The sequence below is a fragment of the Bremerella alba genome (genome assembly GCF_013618625.1).
Taxonomy (GTDB): domain Bacteria; phylum Planctomycetota; class Planctomycetia; order Pirellulales; family Pirellulaceae; genus Bremerella; species Bremerella alba.
On the sequence record NZ_JABRWO010000003.1, the window covers coordinates 69,949 to 85,964 of the forward strand.

General features: G+C 50.9%; 8 protein-coding genes. 7 read left to right on the plus strand and 1 reads right to left on the minus strand.

All coding sequences use genetic code 11. From position 1 onward, the window contains the following. Positions 1-67: 67 nt before the first annotated feature. The 7 genes from HOV93_RS06040 to HOV93_RS06070 all read left to right on the plus strand — a co-directional run bounded on the left by HOV93_RS06040 (position 68) and on the right by HOV93_RS06070 (position 11,877). Positions 68-529 (plus strand): nuclear transport factor 2 family protein, encoded by a 462-nt coding sequence (locus HOV93_RS06040; protein WP_207395586.1) that lies wholly within the window; start codon positions 68-70, stop codon positions 527-529. A gap of 38 nt (positions 530-567) precedes the next feature. Continuing rightward, a complete protein-coding gene (locus HOV93_RS06045; protein WP_207395587.1) occupies positions 568-1,182 on the plus strand; it encodes a pyridoxamine 5'-phosphate oxidase family protein in 615 nt (204 codons plus the stop codon). Positions 1,183-1,738: 556 nt separating this feature from the next. Then, positions 1,739-2,941: a DUF4852 domain-containing protein gene (locus HOV93_RS06050; RefSeq protein ID WP_207395588.1), complete on the plus strand. Its 1,203-nt coding sequence runs from the start codon at positions 1,739-1,741 to the stop codon at positions 2,939-2,941. 81 nt (positions 2,942-3,022) lie between these two features. Beyond that, complete coding sequence (locus HOV93_RS06055) at positions 3,023-4,240, plus strand: hypothetical protein (RefSeq protein WP_207395589.1); 1,218 nt, start codon at positions 3,023-3,025, stop codon at positions 4,238-4,240. A gap of 152 nt (positions 4,241-4,392) precedes the next feature. After that, positions 4,393-5,007 carry an ECF-type sigma factor gene (locus tag HOV93_RS06060; protein WP_207395590.1) on the plus strand — a complete coding sequence of 205 codons (615 nt, stop codon included), beginning with the start codon at positions 4,393-4,395 and terminating at the stop codon, positions 5,005-5,007. Between the two features lie 90 nt (positions 5,008-5,097). Then, positions 5,098-9,024: a serine/threonine protein kinase gene (locus tag HOV93_RS06065; RefSeq protein ID WP_207395591.1), complete on the plus strand. Its 3,927-nt coding sequence runs from the start codon at positions 5,098-5,100 to the stop codon at positions 9,022-9,024. A 474-nt stretch (positions 9,025-9,498) separates the two neighbouring features. Further along, on the plus strand, positions 9,499-11,877 hold the full coding sequence (locus tag HOV93_RS06070; protein WP_207395592.1) for a hypothetical protein: 2,379 nt from the start codon (positions 9,499-9,501) through the stop codon (positions 11,875-11,877). Between the two features lie 390 nt (positions 11,878-12,267). On the opposite strand, the gene HOV93_RS06075 is transcribed toward HOV93_RS06070, so the two are convergent. Further along, entirely contained in the window at positions 12,268-15,543 is a 3,276-nt protein-coding gene (locus HOV93_RS06075; RefSeq protein ID WP_207395593.1) for a VCBS domain-containing protein, read from the minus strand. Positions 15,544-16,016 lie beyond the last annotated feature (473 nt).

A 16,016-nucleotide genomic window follows, 5' to 3' on the forward strand; every position in this document is an offset into this window, starting at 1 on the left:
GCTTGGCTCCGTCCAAGCACCCGGTTCACTCTGGGACACCACAACAATCATCAAGAAAGGAACCATCATGACCACTCTTCGACCACCGTTCACGCTGGAAACTGCCATCGCCAAAGTGCGTGCTGCTGAGGATGCGTGGAACAGCCGTGACCCGCAACGTGTCTCACTGGCCTACTCAGAAGACTCCGAGTGGCGGAACCGAGATCAATTCATTCATGGCCGTGAGCGGATTCGAGAGTTCCTGACGGGCAAATGGGAAAAGGAACTCGACTACCGACTTACGAAGAAACTGTGGAGCTTCACCGATAACCGGATCGCTGTTCGCTTCCAGTATGAGTACCACAACGCCGAGGTGCAGTGGTTTCGAGCTTACGGAAATGAACTATGGGAGTTTGACAAAGAAGGACTGATGCGGCGCAGAGAAGCCAGCATCAATGATGTCGCCATCGAGGAGGAACAACGCAAGTTCCATTGGCCAGCCCCCGGCCCACGTCCCAAGGACGATGCAGACATCCCTGATGTCGCATGACCATCCAATCCACGCACTCGGCATAAGGAATCACGACCATGCACGAATACCCCAGCGACATCGCTTTCACTCCTGCCGTCAAAGCGATTCAGTCGGAGAACGGTTCTCGGTCTTCCTACGCCAAGATGGAGGAGCGAGGAGGTTGGCGAACGACAGTCACGCCTGATCTCGAAGCGTTCCTTGCCGATCTGGACATGTTCTATCTCGGCACGGCCAACGCCGAAGGCCAGCCCTACATCCAATACCGAGGTGGTGCGCCCGGCTTTCTGAAGGTCATTGACGAAAAGACTTTGGGCTTCGCTGACTTCGGCGGCAACCAGCAGTACATCAGCTTGGGAAATCTTGCAGAGAACTCGAAGGCGTTCATCTTCCTGATGGACTATGTTCACAGCCGCCGCATCAAATTGTGGGGCAATGCAAGAGTTGTAGAGGGCGATGCTGCACTGGAAGAGAGGCTCCGTGATCCAGATTATCCCGGCAGCGTCGAACGTGCCATCCTTTTTGAAATTGAGGCGTGGGACATCAACTGTCCTCAGCACATCCACAAGCGTTTTCCGCAGCGGGAAGTTGCTCCGGTCGTCGAGCAGCTTCAAGAGCGAGTTCAGGAACTCGAAGCACAACTGGCGACGTTGCGGCAGGCAAATAAGACCTGACTGAGATTACAAACGATTCACTTTAGCGAAGTGAATGAACGCTTACCTACGGGTTAGAGGGAACTTGCCTCCACTTGGGGCATTTCCCAGATCACGGGTTCAATTCCCGTGTGTCAGTCACCAAACTGGGTGTCAGTTAGCGTGCCAGGTTGGAAGTGAGGTGTTTTCGTAAGTCTTTAAATAGCAATAGTTAAGACGGCGTATTTGGCGGCCCGCCGCCTCCATCCGACCCACCTTGGCCGCAAAGGCAAGGTGGGTTTTTCTTTGGCTTTGCAGCAACAGCTTAAGTGGTGAATCGGTCAACAAGCATTTGTGTGTCTGATTTCGTGTCTGATTCTCCAACAGAAAATTAAAAACTGCTTTTGAAAAGTAGCCGCTCTGATCCTAGGTAGTCCTCGAAGTGCCCAAGCTGACTGTATAGATAATTGCTCGCGTTGAGAATGTCGGAAGTTTCCAGGTGAAAATTAAATTTTATACGTCGGGCGTTCTTCCTGGTTTTCGATTGTTCTTTTGCAAGGACTTTGTATCCCGAAACTAGCGAGCAGGAGTCGACTTAATGCTGGCCTACACACTATTCAACAGCACATCTATTCCCATCCGCAATCTATCGTACTTCGCAGCAGTCCTGCTATTGATCACTCCATCTCTGTCCATCGCGGAATCCCGCGTTTGGACGACGAGCGACGGCAAGCAAAAGGCGGTCGCGGAGTGCTATGGTACGGATGGTGAACTGGTCGTTCTCAAGTTTGAAGCCAATGGTCGGGTCGCCAAGGTACACCTGGAAGACCTTTGCGCAGCGGATCAAGAGTACTTGCGAAAAACGTATCGCCGGGTTTTCGCAGAGAATGCCCAGCAAGCAGCTAAATCGCCAAAAACAAAAACTCAGCCTTTCAAGACGGAGTTAGACACAACTACTTGGCAGCAATTCAAGCGGATTTTTCCGGAATGGAAACCTTTAATGATCAACGGAGTTCCCGTAATCGGTGACCTGAAAGTGGTTCCAAATAGTAGAGATGGCTATTACGACATTAGCTTCGCCCAAAATCAAATTGCCGAGTTGATGATCTATTTCACCGACCGAAAATGCTTCAAAAAGCTTTCCGCCAGATTCAAGGAACGAGGCAGAAGTGGTGCCTTTCGATCGGGAGAGGAAGAAGAGCGTCAGGCAATGTCACTGGCCAGTAGTCAACTTGAAGCCCTTTATGAATACTCACACTTCCTAGATGAATATGCAGAATTCAAGTCCGCGTCTCGCGGCACCGAGGACGACTTTAAGCGAGGCGAGTTGGAAGCTAAATGCGTCGACTTCATGGATGGACATTTATCAAAGATCAGCGAAACGAAAGAGCTTCCTTTAGTTTTCATCAATAGTGCCAGCTTGAGTACCTATGACTTCGATAACCAGTATTTTCCATTAAATACTAGTACTTACCGCGTGCCTATGGGAATAATCCAGGGAGTGAGCCACGTACTCAATCTTGAACCTCTTAGCGATTGGCAACTTCCAGAGGGGTTGAAAGTCGATGCCGCGAAAGCACGCGAAATTGCCAAACGAATGGAAGACGGCTCCATCGTTCTCAAACAAGAGATCATCCTGAGCGATTTTCGCCGAACCGACTACGAAGACCTTAGCAAAAAAGGTAATTACCCGTGTGCCTCGGTTCGCCTAACAGGCTTAACGCTGGTCTTGGCAAAAGATCTTCATACCGAGATCTATCGATGGGATGTCGATGAACTCAAGTCGCCGGAAAAGGAATAGCCGGTTGCCTCTTTATGTTCTCTGCCAAGCAATTTCCAACGCGTGAATATCTGCACTATTAAGCCTAGAGGAACTCTTGCCATGCCGACGCATCCTACTACCAACGTGAATGACTCTCGATACCTCAAACTGCTGAACTACGGAATCGTGTTGCTGCTGATCTTCCCTGCGTTGGCCTCTGCCGAAAAGCGTGAGTGGACGATGGAGGATGACGAAACGTTTGTTGCCGAATGTATTGCGTTTGACGGCAAACTGATGATTTGGAAATCAAACTACCGCGATTATGTGGTTTCGGCACGCTTCGAGCGATTCAGCGACCAAGACCAAAAATACTTACGAAACCACTACAGTCGCATTTTCGACAGGAATGCGAAATATGCTGCCAGCCACGGCACGAAGCCAAATTCGGCGGGACTCTTCGATCCTCCCCCAGTGCATCAACTAGGGATGTCCCAGGCATCTGGCTGGGATCAGCTGGAGTACTTCTTGCCGCAGTTCCGGCCGCTAACGATCAACGGGGTGCCTGTGATCGGCGACATCCAATCGATGATGGGCCGAAAGGAATACTTCCGAGTAAAGGCAAAGGACCAAATAGGAACGCTCATCACCTACTTTACAGATCGCGCCGCATTTAAACCTCTGGCGAACAAATTCAAGGAACGAGGGTTCGAAGGAACGTTGCATTCCGGCGACAGCGAGCAACAGCAAGAGACGTTTAAGACGTACCAGGTTTTCAACTCGCTATACGAGTATTTTCATCTCAAGAGCCATAAGGAGGCGGTAGCTAAAATAACAACGGATACGCGAAACGACTTTGAGCGAGGTACGCAGACTGCCCAGAAAATCGATATGTATGAAAAGCACCTGGTCCAAATCGATACGCCACAGAAACTTCGATTGACAATTGTGGAGAATGTCGATCTTAAAACCTATGACTTCGATCGTCAGTGTTTTCCACTTCGCCATAGTGACCGAGACATTCTAGTACGCGGGGCCAGTCGATATTCAATGCCAATGAGCTTTGTAAAAACTAATCCCTGGAAGAAGCCTGAGACAATAGAAGTCGACATTGCCAGGGCGCGTGATATTTCCAGTCAACTCGATGGCAAGCGAGTTGTCCTCAAATATGACTTCATTCTCAGCAACTTTCGCTCGGCAGCGATTGATAATCCCCAAAAACCAGGCCTCGAGCCTACGGTAACCGCCGAACTGTCAGGATTGTCACTTGTGCATACGGACGATCCTTATGCCACGGTCTATCGCTGGAATGTTAAAGACCTCGAAGTGTCTGAACAGTAGCGAAAGGGCGGACCGAACGGAGATGGTCGGGACAAGATAATCCCCTGGGTTCCGAACCAACTTTCCCTGGAAAAGCATACGGTATCGATTTAGACTGAGAACCTCTTTTAGGAGACTTGGTTTCGAATATCGAAAACTTTGGGGATGCAATCATGCAGGCGGGTTCCGTAACTAATTGGATCAACAAACTGAAAGACGGTGCCGAGGGAGAGATTCAGCAACAAGTTTGGAACCGGTATTTCGAACAGCTTGTACGGATTGCCCGGGCACGTATACATCGCGACTACTGTCGTGTCGAGGACGAAGAAGACGTGGTACTGAGTGCGTTTACCAGCTTTTTCGGTCGGGTGAAGGAAGGACAATATCCCAAATTAAACGACCGAACCGAGCTCTGGCCGCTGCTTGTCACCATGACACTTCACAAGGCACATGATCTTCACCGGAGGCAAGGTGCCCAGAAGCGAGACGCTCGTCGCGTAGTATCCGCAAGCAGCAACGAGGAAGACGGCAAATGGATCGATCAGTTCGCCGGACAGCAAGCGTCGCCTGAAATAGCTGTACAAGCAGCAGAAGAGGCCAAAAGAATGCTTGACGCGTTAAATAAAGAGCCACTTAAAAGAGTAGCCAGATTGAAACTGGAAGGCTATACCAACGTCGAAATTGCTGAAAAAGAGGGCGTGATGGTGCGGAGCATTGAACGTCGCCTGGTTTTGATCCGGCAAACATGGACGGAATTGGCCGATGCCGAGGCTTCTGGTGTGGCATGAGCAATCCCGCTCGCTTTAAATGTCGGGCTTTCGGTTTGATTTTCGATTAGCTTATGGAATCGATTTGTTCCTTGAATAGGTAAACCTTCCATGAGCCCAAGACCTGTGTTATTCGATTTGTCAGCGAAAGATCAGGCTCGTATCGTCGAAATCTGTGATCAGTTCGAGGTTGCTTGGATTGAACAAGAGCCTGTATCCATTGCCGACACTCTTGAGCAAACGAAACTAGGCACAAGAGAACTACTTCTGCAAGAGTTGATCTCGATTGAGCGGCATTACCGTTCACTGTATTTAGGGCAACCAGTCAGCAACGAGCAGCTTTTATCTGATAATTTCGAGATCGCCACTGAGATTTCTAAGTTGCTGTCCAACCAGAACATTGAAGCAACTCAGGTATCGTACGAAACCAAATCTCAACCATCTGCCGCACCGAACAGAAGAACGTTTTTTCCTTCATTGCCTGCCGAGTTTGGGAGATATCGTGTTCTGCATCAGTTAGGCGAAGGAGGTATGGGCAGTGTTTTTCTCGCATCCGACACGCAACTCGAGCGACACATTGCTCTCAAGCTGCCACAACTTGACTACCATTCCGATCCTCAACTAATCGCTCGCTTCTACCGTGAAGCAAAAGCCGCTGCCAACTTGAATCATAGCAATCTGTGTGCGGTTTATGATGTGGGCGAAGTTGACGGGCAGCACTTCTTGACGATGGAGTACATCGAAGGGCACTCGTTAGATGAGTTATTGAAGTCAGGGCAAGACTGGACCGATCGTGAAGTGATGCTGCTCGTTCGGCAAATTTCCAGAGCGCTTCACGTGGCCCATGAAAACGGGATCGTGCATCGCGATCTAAAGCCTGCGAACGTGATGATTAACGCACAAGGCAAGCCGGTTGTCACCGACTTTGGCCTGGCTCATCGAAGCGATGATAGTACATCTCAGATCACCCATAGCGGGCAAATCCTGGGCACACCGGCATACATGTCCCCAGAGCAAGTAGAAGGCGATTTAGATCGGTTGGGGCCTGCCTGCGACGTTTACTCGCTGGGCGTGATGACGTTTCAGTTATTGACCAAGCATCGACCGTTCGAGGGTTCCACCGCCGCCATTCTCGGAAAGATCATGAGCGAAGACGCGCCTGCGATGGCGACGTTCCGCGATACGATCGATCCGCGGCTCGAAGAGATCGTCCGCCGCATGATGGCCAAAGAGATCGCAGATCGCTACGCCTCGCTTCAAGAGGTGCTCCAAGCGATCGATATCTGGCTGGAAGCCGAGACCCCGATTGACTCGCCCTCCACTCGCGAAGGTCGAAGTCGTACCCCCAGGCAGGCCGCCACAATCGTCGGAGGATTGCTATTCGCGGCCGCAATCGTTTGGGGTGTTGTCCTTTTAATTCAAACTCCGAGCGCCCCGTTGCGGGTGGTCGTGAATGACCAGGCGGTGGATGTCCTCATCGACCAAGAGAAAATATCTCTCGTGGATGGGAAGTGGGAAGGCATTCGAACATCGGGAACCCATCGACTCGCGCTAAGAATTGGCGACCAGGAGTTGTCATTAAATGAGTCGACAACGATTCAACTCAACAATGAGAAACGAACGGTAAGTGTCAATGTCGCTGGCATTCAGTTGGAAGGAGACAGGTTTGAAATCACCCGCGGAACCAGTCCCACCGCGGCCATCAACATCGAGTGGCTGCATCCACCCGAGGGCGTTGCAACGGTAGCAAACGAAACACCTTCTGTTCGAACATTAGAAGAGGTATTGGCTTACGAACGTCAGGTGGCTCAATGGGTGTTGGCTCAGCATGGCGAGGTGCATATTCTGCTGGCCAATACGCACACCGACCTTGTCGTTAGGGAAGCGACAAAACTGCCTTCTGAGCCATTCTATGTACGCAAGATTCATGGAGTGAAACTGTCAACGGATGAATCGAAAGGACTGCGTCAACTCAATGAACTAACGATGCTTCGGGAACTAAAAATTCACGACCCTGACATCCCCGAAGATTCCTTAAATGGGGTTCACTTTGGTCCGGCCATGAGTTTCCTCGATATCGCCGGTACCAAGATTAAGACCTCAGAATTGCGTCAATGTTCTGGCTTAGGAAATGTATCAGCGTTTGAAGTCCATGCGTCGCAAGTCGATGATAAATGGAGTTGCTTAGAGCTTCTGCCACGTATCGAATCGCTCATGATTCTTGGTTCAGGAACGGACGCCGTGAGACAGCTCGCGGAGTCTACGTTTTTACCCAATACCAAGCTCAACTATTTGTTTCTGGGAGACTGGGGCACTTCCGTATCCGAAAAGACGGCAAGTCGATTGCAGAATATCTGCCCGGATCTTTCCATCATTCAAACTCTGGATGGTGGTCGAATCTATGTTGGGAAGCCGGTTCGCGCTTTGGCCCTTCGCGAGCTGATGGAATTTGGGTTCGGTGTTCGGGCGCGTTCCAGGTTTAAAAGCGATCGACTCTTTACCAAGGACTCTCCCTTTCCGGATGATAAGCCGTTTCAAATGGGTGAATTGGTTTTTCCCAAGGAACTCGAACTAACGAACGAGATCGTCCAACTCCTAGCAAAGACGACATGGATTCCGAAAATAACCGCTCCATCTCTGCGGAACACCGACCAGTTGATTGAGCACCTGATGCACTACAGCACCCGCTACGTCGACCTCTCCGATTCCGACTTAACCAACTACGGGCTGATAAGATTCACTTCCCGATACCGGCAAGGGGAACTCGATATTCGAGGAACTAGCATCTCGGCAGAAACGATTCTGAGATGCCAGAAGCAATCGCCTATGCTGACCATCTATAGTGATCACGGAACGTTTCAGCCGCAGCTTATCCCGTTGCAGAAAGATTCTACTGAACGTGAGTTAGACTCCTACTTGGCTTACGAACGCAGGGTTGCCAACTGGGTTCTCGAAAACGGAGGTGCGCTCAACTTACGCCTTGCCGATCGGCCGCTAGTACCCATCACTCAAAAGAGCGAATTGCCGGACGACGCATTTGTTATCGCTTATGTGAAAGGCCTTAAGCTCAACAGCAAGCAAGCTCACGAGTTTCAGCAATTAGACAATCTACGTGGATTGACCAGGCTCGACTTTCTTCACGGTTCATTATCCCCCGGAATGATGAAAGGGATGCAGTTCAAGTCTTCCCTGCAAGAGCTGATTATCTTTTTCGGTACGTTGAAAACTTCTGAATTGGCAGATCATGCTTGGCTATCGAACCTGCTTGAGTTTGGTGTAGGGAGTAGCCAGGTCGACGACAACTGGGAAATACTGAGCAAAATGCCGCGACTTCGAATCTTAGGAATTGACGATCCTACACAAGAGTCGTTGGAGTCTTTGGAAGCCTCCGAGCATTTCCGAAATAGCGATTTACGCCTGCTGCACTTAGGCATTCGCAACGATTTCTCCGAATCGATCATCGAAGAGATACAGGCTTTGCATCCTACTTTGGCCATTACTCAGTGGACAGGAACACATACGGCATTTCGAGGTAATCCCGTTCAGCGACACGTTGCCAAAGAGCTTTTGGATATGGGCTTTACCACGAAACCAGATATTACCGCCGTGCCAGCCCCGGGGGAAAATCCCTCAACTCAGATTTGGCGAATCGAATTTCCAGACGGATTTCACGTTACACCCGAAAGTATCGAGCTAATCGACCGCATTGAGCCGCTCCATGCCGTCTATGGGAGAGCTTTGACAAACACCTCGCTTCTGGCCCAACACCTGGCGAAGCGAGGTCTTGTGCAAATCGAGTTGATCGACAGTGACCTCCAAGAGGAAGATCTGGAAACGCTCTTTCCCAGCTTTCGTCCAGGCAACATGGACTTAAGAGGAAGTGACATCTCGAAAGATACGTTTCTCCACTACCACCAGAAGTACCCGCTGATCAACCTGCGAACGCAGTACGGTACGTTTGGCGTGGAATACGAACTTCTTCCAGAGCTAGACCACGATTCGGTACCTGCGGACGATCCCAAGTCTCAAAACGAATAACGTAGCCAATTTCAGTTTGGTAGCACCCTGCTTCTTGGGCGAATTAATCTCAAATATGAATTCGCTACCAGGCTCGCAATTTCACGTCGGGCAGGTTCTTCCTTTTTCGATTCTTCATCTAGTCCTTTACTTCTGTAAAGAGGCAAGTCCTGGTGTTTGACCCATGAATCATGAGAGAAGGATGAGATGAATTCAACAGATTTAATAGGCCGAAGCGAGGGTACTGCCCGTCAATCTTCTTTCACTACCGTGCTCTGTGTCAGTGTGCTTTTAGTTGTGCTCGTTGTTTCTGGATGCACGAAGAATGAGACTTCTCATGACAGTCGAAATGCGGAAACAAAAAATTCCCGCGATGAACCCGCTTCGGAACCACAAGTCCGGTTACCACTTGCCGTCGACTCGAACCAACCATCGTCGACCGAGCCATCCACGACAACAGAAACGCGTCCACAAGCAGCGCCTCGCGAAAGCAAGGTGGTTGATGCGAAGGCAGCCGCGGCGGCGGATGACATTCCGTTGGTGGCCGGGTCTTTGCCTCGGGATTTGACCATTCCCACTCGTGTGATACCCAAACCAGCGCCTCCATCGTCCCATCCCGTATCCATTCCGATTCCAGATTTAAATTCGCTACACGGTGCTAAAGACCAGGAAGGGAAAGGATTCCTCGGTCGCCTTCCTGACAGAGTCGATTTCCCAAAACACTGGGCCGGCCTAATTAATCATGAATGGAAAGGATTTGTTTGGATTGAGATATCCGTCGAAGAGTTCGGCGGAGAACTGCCAGAACCCAAGATTGATCTCTCTAAACTTCAAGGTGATCTTGGTAAGCGGGGAGGATGGTATCTAGCACGACGAATATCCGAGGTTATTCCCACGGCCTATCCAGACCATGCTGAAAAGATGAAAGGTAGTCTAACCGTTTATCGCATTCGGGAAAACAAAGAGTTTGAAGGGGTTTGGAAAGACCCGGCGGACGAACTGCAGAAAATCGATACAGCTTCATTTGTCGGATGGTCCGATTCAGCGTCGGGAACATTCTCATTGTTTGTCGATGAGTGGGAATCGGGAAAACATCCTTATTGTTATAAAACACTGAGAAATGCAGCGATCTCGGGTTACTGGTTTCCGAAGGAGGATGCCATCCAAGGTTGGGTCAACAGCCTCGACACCTACGTGAGACTCTCTAGCGACCGACAAGCGATGGATCAGCTTCGACAGTTGGCCGTTGCGGAATATACCCGCCCTAGTGATATTCGAAGAGGTGCCATGAACCAGGGTCAAGAATTGAGGAAGGCACTCCGGAAAGAGACTTTGGACCCCAGTTTGCGAGTGCAAGTAGACAAGCTGATTGCGTGGTACGCGAATTTCTTAGATCAAATGAACGACGAAACGTTCGATCGATGGGTCGGGGGCGACCTGCCTCACCGCGGCATGACAATGATTTCCGGCCCAGAATTCGAGAAAGCGTTTGGCAAGCCGTATCTGGCAATGAACTATCAGGAACAATACCTCTTTGGGGTTTTTATAGGAGGTGCGTGCTATCGAATTCAACGAGGAGAAGTACCTCATATTCCCGACATAGATTTCTCGTGGCTTGATAATTTTGCAGCGTTATTGAATGTTTCAAACGATCGGGATCGCCGAATATTGCGTGGGCATGTCATTCAACAGCAGGCCAACGAGAAATGGTACGCGAATTTTCAGGAGCGTATTCTAGAGCCCGATCAATATCCTGGGGCAGCTGCCAATTTCAACCGAATTTACCCCTGGGTGTTGCGTGCAATCATGGGACGTCCTCAAAATCCGTACGAGGGCGAATTGGCCAATCTTGCCAAGCATCAAAAGAGAACCGCTCAATGGCGGGAACTTCAGGCCGAACGCCAGCAATACGACCATCTTCACCAGGAGTTGGTTGCCGAGTTTGAAGAGTTGGCCACCTTGCCGGGAAATATCAAGACACTCCAGCAACTGGGGAAGCGGCTACCAGCATTTTCGCAGGAGTATTCGCTGCTGCAGGATTCGGCTTCCCACAAAGCGATCTATCAGGCCGCTGTTCAATTCATGGAAACACGTCACCAGCAACTCCTCGATCACTACCTAAACGAGGTGTTCTACCAAGTAGAAACGGCCGCCAATCAAGAATCGTTCGACGCGCTGCGAAACTGGACTCTCGTCGATCAAACGGCCGGCACAAAGTTAACATCTCAAGCGCTCGCCAAGCATTTCGCCAAAAATCAGAAGCGACTGGAATTTGAAAGCAAGCTGGCAACATACTCTGTCCAAGAACGCTGTTGGATGAAGCTTGGTTCGTTGGATATTGAGATTCCTGAGATCGTTCCTCCCCCTAGCGCGGACTCAATTCGCAAGGCCATCCTGCGTGAGTTTGCCGCCAAAGGTGGAAATGGTGAGATTACGGGTCCCCAGACAGTGATGCTTACCACATCCAAGGCGAAGGTGCTTGGCATGTATTTCGAGTATGACATTCCTTTTCTCAAGATCGAATCGAGCCCTCAAGATCGCTCTCCGTTACCGAAGGGGGTATCGCATACCACGAAGTATCGCTACGAACTGGGCATGCGTGACGCACTCAAGGCGGAAGGAATTCACGCGGGTAAAGATCCAAGCGAAATCGGCACAGGCACGTTACTCGCAGATAACCCTATTTGGAAAATTCAGCAGCGATTGCTACGACAAGAGTCCAGAAGCACGGTCCATCAAGATGAGTTTGTGCTAACCACCAGCGGTTGGCGAAATCAAACGATGCAAAAGCGAAAAACCCCTTGGGAATTCTCGAAGCCAGGCCGCGGAGCGATCGATCTCTTAGACGCCTTGGATAAGAAGTATCGTAGGTAAGCTCTCAGCGACATATTGATGAACCTCGTGAAATGCCTCGCTGAAGAACAAACGTTCCTGCCTGATGCAACATATCAGGCAGGAGTCGAGTCGCTTTAATCCCGGTGGCCCGCCTAAGTACTACAGTTGGACTTTCTTGATTTGACGGTCTAAGGTATGCTCTCCCGATCTTTTCAGGAAGAGCAAGAATGCCGACGATTCAGGATGTTAAGGGCTGAGCAAGTAAACTGGAAGCCGTTTCGCTACGGATTGCGGATCGATATTCTCGACGAGACCTTCGAGCCCACGCGGGTCGATATCTGCAAGGGCTGATCAGCCGCGTCGAGCGGAAGAATGGCTGGCAGTTGGCCGAAGAACTAGGCGACCAGACGCCCACCAATCTTCAGCATTTCATCGCTCGATCCTTTGGGAGCGTAGATCGGGTGCGTGATCATCGGCAGCCGTAGCGGAAAGGTCTCGATCGCTGTCTATTTGTTGGAACACAGCATCCAGGATGCGAAGTTCCTCTTCCGTTCGGTTGGCCATAAGCGGTTGGACTGGCGCTGTGTTCTCTTGAATTGAGTCACGAGCCGTCTTCGCCGTTTCCTCACGTTTCAGGAAGTCCGAATCCCAGTCACTGAGGAGGACTTGCGGGGATTCTACAAAGCTTGTGACAGGGAACTCCCCTTCTAGTGTTACCGATGGTGGTTCTGGCTCGGACTCAGGGACATCGAGGTAAGATTCTGGAAACGAAAGATTCGAGGTCTCGGCTTTGCGAGCACCATAGTTACGGATGAAGTAGGCAAAATCGGTGAGGCCCACCTTTCCGTCACGATTGAAGTCGAAACGATAGGCAGCCCCGTTCTCTGGGCCGACCGACTTTCCATACTCACGGATAAAATCGGCGAAGTCCCTGAGACCGATCTTGCCATCGTCATTCGTATCGTAGATGACCGGTCCAAAGTTGCCAGGCACTTCTTCTTGTACGGCAATGGCACGATTGGTATCCAGAATTCGAGCATTTTCAAGCTGAACACCATGCGTGTTGGCGGGGGTAATGTATTGTCCTTCCACGTCGACCCGCATGCCGGCCACGTTTTCCAGGTTCTGAGAAAAGATAACCGTCGCCAACAGGACACGGTCGCCTGGTTGGTACTCGGACAGATCGACATTTTGCAGTGTCGCGGTCGAAGTAATTGTGGTGTCTTCCTGGCTATGCACCCATGGTCGATCCTCGCCCAGGGCGTTGATTAGATGGGGAGCGAGGAACCGATTCGCTGTCGAGGTGATTTGAAATTCGACATCGATGGGACGAGGGGGAAGGTCGTTACCTAGGGTAAACCAAATTTGCCCGGTCGCATCTTCCCACTCGTGAAACATGCCTGAGGGAGCGGTGACTTCGCTATTGATCGCTCCAGGCAGAGAGGCATCGGTGGTGAAGAGAAAATCAAGCGAGGAACTGTTGCCGACAATAATGGTTTTCTGCACCGTGGACGATTCGTTGTTGGCATCGGTCACGGTCAAGGATAACGTATATACTCCCGTGATTTGAGTGACCACCGACCATTGGGTCTGATGCGTACCACTTTGCACTTCGATCGGCTGGGGGTTATCGCCCTGGAATACTTCAAGGGTATAAGTCAACGTTTCGTTCGCGTTGTCTACATCGTCAGCCAAAACCATGACATCAATCGGTTGACCGACCACCGGGGCTTCGCTAATCGAATCGAAGGCAACCGTCGGGGCATCGTTTGCACCTTGAATGTTTATGGTGAGTTCATGAGCGGTTCCATCCTGCGCACGGACCAGATGTGTTTCGCTTGCGGTGTCGCCCAGGTTCAGGTGTTGAACCTTTTCTGGATCTAGCTGATAAGTCCAATCGCCGTTGGCTTCCAATTGAAATATACCATACTCGGCAGGAACATCGGTCTGAGGTTGGAACTCCGATTCACCTTCGTCAGGATCGGTCACGGTGAGTTGACCGGCCTGGAGCGTGCCGTGGTCTTCGGTGATCGTCGCCGAGAGGTCTCCTGCAATGACGGCGGCATCGGGTGTCGGTTCGACGGTAATGGTCACATGCCCGATCGCTTGGCCCGTTCCTCCATCACTGGCAAGATACGTAAAGGTATCGGTCCCGGAAAAATTCTCGTGGGGGGTGTAGGTGAATGTCCCGTCTTCGTTCAGTTGCACGACCCCAAATTGCGGCAGCGTTTCCAGCGTAACCGTGAGGGTGGCTCCGTCCGGATCGGAGTCATTATCGAGGACGCCCCCGGTCGTCACTGCCAGCGAAGAATCTTCGGCGACAAGGTATGTATCTGACATCGTTTGCGGCGGAGGGTTCGGGTCGAAGCGGTGCAGGAAATAGCCGTAATTCGGGTTCCCCAGTTCAAGCACATACGCATCGAAATACAAGAGTCCATCCAGTTCGATAAAGGTCGAGGGACCATTGAAATAGGAAGAAAAGTCGAATACCAGATTTGTTTCCCCGACCGAGCCAGCGGGACCAGGGACGTACTCCCACAAATCATCTCCGCTATCGGTCCCGACATTGAAATAGAGCCGACCGTTATAGGCATAGGTGTCTTCAGGCCTGAAGCCATTGGCATCGGTGAGTAGTGTTAGCGTGCCATGTTCGCCGACGTGGGGATCGAATTGCCACAGTTCAAATTGAGTCCCTTTCTTGGCCGTCACATAGAGCCGGTCATTGAGGACCGTGAAGTATTGCGGTTCCGATCCGTAATGGCCCTCCCGGATATCAATCACGCGTGCCGTTTGAGTGTTGGTGTTGTAAGCCCACACCTCATTGGCATCGCTGCCATGTTTTTCTCGGAAGTAGAGGGTGTCGTCGATGACCACCATTTCTTCATTGACCAGATACTCCTGGTTAGGAGGGTGGTGAGTTTGAGTCACGTCCACCTCGAAGGCGATGGTACCCTGTCCGCCGTCGTCAGCAGGATTAAAGCTCCACATGGCGTAACCGATGGAATCGTTTTTAGCCATGTAGTAGAGCTTGCTGTTGTGTGCGGTCAGCATCATCGGAACCGAACCGCTCGTTCCCACGAAGAAATCGGCTAACATTCGAACGCTTGGAATGCCTCCTTCGCTAGTAAGATCAAGCTCCCAGAGTTCGTAGCCATGTTCTCCGTCGTCGCCCGAGAAATACAGCTTGCCGCTGAGCGCTTCCATCTCATCAAATGTGAATGTCGTCGGCAGGTCGTAAACCCGGCGGAGTTGGCCGGCCCCTTCGTTTGCGGCGGGGTCGTACTCGTAAACGTCGATCCACGAATCAAAGGTTTCTGCCGTGAAGTAAACCTTGCCATTCATGGTGACAAAGTTGCTGGGATTTGAACTGAAGTTAGAGGTATTCGAGCCATCGCCAGAACCCAAATTGATGTCGGCAATCGGTGACGCTTGCCCCAGACCCCCGTTGGCACTGGGATCGTATTTCATGAACTCCTGCCCAATTTGGTCGTGTCGCGTCTCGCCTGAAAAATACAGGACATCGTCGAGAACGATTCCAGATTCGTACGAAACATAGGAGTCATCGATCGAAACGTCAGCGTAGATCGGACTCACCGAGAGGGGCCATCGCGATTCCAATGTCTCCAGTCGCCCCCGTTTTCGGGCCAGTCGACGGCGTGGCGAGGCTTGAGAGGAAGCATTGAAATCCAAGAAGTTGCAAAACATAAGACGACACCTTCAACAAAATATACGGGCTTGTCGAAGGTACAATCGCGATCCGACAACTTTACCCGACAGAGGTGACGATATTCTTGGGAAAAATATCTGAGGGAGGATGCCACGTCCGCCGACATTCTGCAATAAGTTGACGACTTCCATTTTCCATTTAGAACCTGCCTGAGCAGCCTCATTTGGCCAGTCTTCTCACTATCAATCGGATCATGTCCAGTTGCAGGATGGCTTGACTGAAACTGGTGGCGGCCTCGTAGTCGACCGACAGGCGACGAAGGTAGATCAGTCAAGCGAAGGCTAAGAACTACTGGAAACTAAAGTAGCTGAGTGGCTTTCGGAACAGCTTGAGCCACTAAGAGATTCGGTGGACGAGAAGCAGAGAATTCCGTGAACAGCCTGAGAGGAATATTGTCTTTTGATTCCTCTTGCATCCAAACCGTGGGTATCAATCGCATGCCCGTTTTCAA

Coding starts and splice junctions, on each gene's coding strand:
- HOV93_RS06040 (WP_207395586.1), top strand. CDS start 68: ATGACCACTCTTCGACCACCGTTCACGCTGGAAACTGCCATCGCCAAA.
- HOV93_RS06045 (WP_207395587.1), top strand. CDS start 568: ATGCACGAATACCCCAGCGACATCGCTTTCACTCCTGCCGTCAAAGCG.
- HOV93_RS06050 (WP_207395588.1), top strand. CDS start 1,739: ATGCTGGCCTACACACTATTCAACAGCACATCTATTCCCATCCGCAAT.
- HOV93_RS06055 (WP_207395589.1), top strand. CDS start 3,023: ATGCCGACGCATCCTACTACCAACGTGAATGACTCTCGATACCTCAAA.
- HOV93_RS06060 (WP_207395590.1), top strand. CDS start 4,393: ATGCAGGCGGGTTCCGTAACTAATTGGATCAACAAACTGAAAGACGGT.
- HOV93_RS06065 (WP_207395591.1), top strand. CDS start 5,098: ATGAGCCCAAGACCTGTGTTATTCGATTTGTCAGCGAAAGATCAGGCT.
- HOV93_RS06075 (WP_207395593.1), bottom strand. CDS start 15,543: ATGTTTTGCAACTTCTTGGATTTCAATGCTTCCTCTCAAGCCTCGCCA.